The organism is Streptomyces sp. CO7 (assembly GCF_053474865.1).
The window spans coordinates 344,901-347,686 of the sequence record NZ_JBRIOU010000006.1 but is presented as its reverse complement, the minus strand read 5'-3'; the positions used below and the strand labels follow the sequence as shown (position 1 = coordinate 347,686).

Sequence of the window (2,786 nt, the reverse complement as noted above, 5' to 3'; positions counted from 1 at the left end):
GTCCTCGGCACCCGCCGCCCGCGTGGGCCCCAAGCCGCACCCCGCGCCCGGACCGCCCCGTGAAGGCCGCCTCAAGCCGCAGGCTGCTCCAAGCCGCAGCCCGCCCCGGGGCCGCAGTCCGTGCCGCCCCGTGAAGGCCGACCTAGGTCGCAGCTCGCGCCGGGCCCGCAGGCCGCTCCAAGCCGCAGTCCGCGCCGGGCCCGCAGTCCGGGCTGGGCCCGCAGTCCGGGCCGCCCCGTGCAAGCCGCCTCAAGCCGCAGGCTGCTCCAAGCCGCAGCCCGCGGCGGGGCCGCAGCCCGCGTCGGACCGCACGCGGCCGCCCCGCGAAGGCCACCCGGGCCGCGGCCCGTGCAGGTCAGGCGAGCTTCGCGGCCTGGGCGTCGATGACGTGGGAGGGGATGTCGTACGGCTTGTTGTCGACGAGGCGCGCGAGGTTGGACCCGTAGAACGTGGCGACCACGTTGCCCTTGCGGACCACCTCGACGTGCACGGTGGCCGCGCCCTCCTCCGACGAGACGGTCACCGCGTAGGCGACGGACTCGTCGCCCTTGCCCGACGCCTTCTCGTCGGCCACCTTGGTGACCTTCTGCGGCCCGTCGAAGGTCATCTCGAAGCCGCCCGCGCAGTCCTTCGCCGAGGCGGAGGCCGCGGCCACGCCCTCCTCGGCGCCCTCGCCCTCGTAGGAGGCGAGCGAGACGATCACCATGTCGATGTCCATGGAGTCGTCGAAGGCATCCTTCCACTCCTCCGGCTCCATGCCCTCCATGGACTCCGGAGCCTGCTTGTCCTCCACGACGTTGCTGAGCGTCTCGGCCGCGGGCGAGCCCGGGGCGAAGCCGGACACCGTCTGGGCGATGGCGAGGCACTGGGGATCCGTGCTCTTGACGTCCTCGCGGTCACCGGGGGACGCCGGCGCCTTCTTGACCTTGAACCCCTTCTCGACCTCGTCGTTCGTGAGGTGCAGGGCCTTGAGCTCGGCCTCCGTCAGCGGCTTGGCGGCGGGCTTGGAGTCGCCGGCGGCGTCGCTGTCGGACTTCCCGGCGGAACCGCCCTCCGAGCAGCCGGTCACCAGCGCGAGGGAGAGGGCGGAAAGCAGGGCCGCGCCCGCGTGCAGGCGGGTGATCTTCTTCAACATCATGTCTTTCTGGTGATCCCGGCACGGAGAACCGTGGTCGTTCCGTCGTGCGCCCATGAACGGGTCGAAGTCTCCAAGCCTCGTTGACACGGTGTCAAACAGAATTTCGAACGCCGGCATTGACACCGACCGCCCTTCCGTCGAGTCTGCCGGACGGCAACGAAGCCGGCGCAACGAAGGGGTTGGGGAGTCGTATGGGGAAGAGCCGCCGAAGGACACTCTCCGGGCTGGCCGCGCTGGGCGCGGCGGCGTTGATGGTCGGCGCGGGAGCGGCGCCCAGCCCGGCGACGCCCGCCGAGAGGTACGTGGCGCTCGGGGACTCGTACACCTCCGGGCCGGGCATCCCCCGGCAGACGGACGCCGACTGCGCCCGCTCCGACCGCAACTACCCGTCGCTGACCGCGCGGGCGCTGGACGTCGCCTCGTTCAAGGACGTCAGCTGCGGGGGCGCGACCACCGCTGAGATGTGGCGGCCGCAGAAGAGCAACCCGCCCCAGCTGACCGCCGTCTCCAAGGACACCACGCTGGTCACCCTGCAGATCGGCGGCAACGACATCGGCTTCGGCGAGATCATGAACACCTGCGGACGTCTCGGCGCGACCGACCCGGCCGGCGCGCCCTGCACGGCCTACTGGACCGGCGGCGGGAGGGACGTCCTCGCCGACCGCATCGCGGCGGCCGCGCCCCTGGTGGAGAAGGTGCTGGACGCCGTCCACGCACGCTCGCCGCGGGCCCGGGTGTACGTCCTGGGCTACCCGCCGATCCTGCCGGAAAGCGGCTCCGGCTGCTGGCCGGTGGTGACGGCGGCGGCCGGCGACGTGCCGTACATGCGTGCCACCGCCAAGCGGCTCAACGCCATGCTGCGCGAGGTCGCGGAGGACGGGCGCGCCCGCTACGTCGACACCTACACCCCGGCGATCGGCCACGACGCCTGCCGGCCGCCCGCCGAGCGCTGGACGGAGCCGCTGGTGCCGGCCTCCCCGGCCGCCCCGTTCCACCCCAACGCGGCCGGCGAGCAGGCGATGGCGGACGCGCTGCTGGCGAAGCTGGCGGAACCGGGCCGCGGGCGCTGACCTTGGCCACGCGGGTTCCGGCCGGAGACGGCCGGGACCCGCGCGGGCGGTGTTTGCGGCCCGTCCGCCGCGGCCAGGTTCGGGGGCATGGGTGACTTCAGGTTCTCCGTCAACGTCCTCGGCCTTCCCGCTCCCGGCGAGTTCGCCGAGCTGTGCCGTGGGGTCGAACGCCACGGCTACGACGTCCTGTTCGCGGCCGACCACCTCGGCATGCCGTCGCCGTTCCCGGTGCTCGCGGCGGCCGCGCAGGCGACCGAACGCCTCCGGGTCGGCACCCTGGTGCTCAACGCGCCCTTCTGGAACCCCGCCCTGCTCGCCCGGGACGTCGCCACCACCGACGTCCTGACCGGCGGCCGTCTGGAGGTGGGTCTCGGCTCGGGGCACATGAAGTTCGAGTTCGACGAGGCGGGCATCGCCTGGCAGGGCTTCTCCGAGCGTGCCGAACGGCTGGAGGAGACCGTCACGGAACTCGGCCGCCGCTTCGCCGCCGACGCTTTCGCGCAGCAGCAGGGCATGCGCGAGGCCTACGGCATGCCCGTGCTGCGGCCCGTGCAGCGGACCGGCTTCGGGGGGTGGGG

At 73.3% G+C, this 2,786-nt stretch carries 3 protein-coding genes; 2 read left to right on the top strand and 1 reads right to left on the bottom strand.

All coding sequences use genetic code 11. The features are described from left to right. Positions 1-355: 355 nt before the first annotated feature. Complete coding sequence (locus ACOV8S_RS23105) at positions 356-1,138, bottom strand: hypothetical protein (protein ID WP_448319952.1); 783 nt, start codon at positions 1,136-1,138, stop codon at positions 356-358. A gap of 191 nt (positions 1,139-1,329) precedes the next feature. Here ACOV8S_RS23105 and ACOV8S_RS23100 point away from each other — a divergent pair, with 191 nt between their 5' ends. Together ACOV8S_RS23100 and ACOV8S_RS23095 are read left to right on the top strand one after the other, a co-directional pair. After that, a complete protein-coding gene (locus ACOV8S_RS23100) occupies positions 1,330-2,208 on the top strand; it encodes an SGNH/GDSL hydrolase family protein (RefSeq protein ID WP_448319950.1) in 879 nt (292 codons plus the stop codon). An 87-nt stretch (positions 2,209-2,295) separates the two neighbouring features. Then, positions 2,296-2,786: LLM class flavin-dependent oxidoreductase (locus tag ACOV8S_RS23095; RefSeq protein WP_448319949.1), on the top strand; the 491-nt coding region annotated here is incomplete at its 3' end.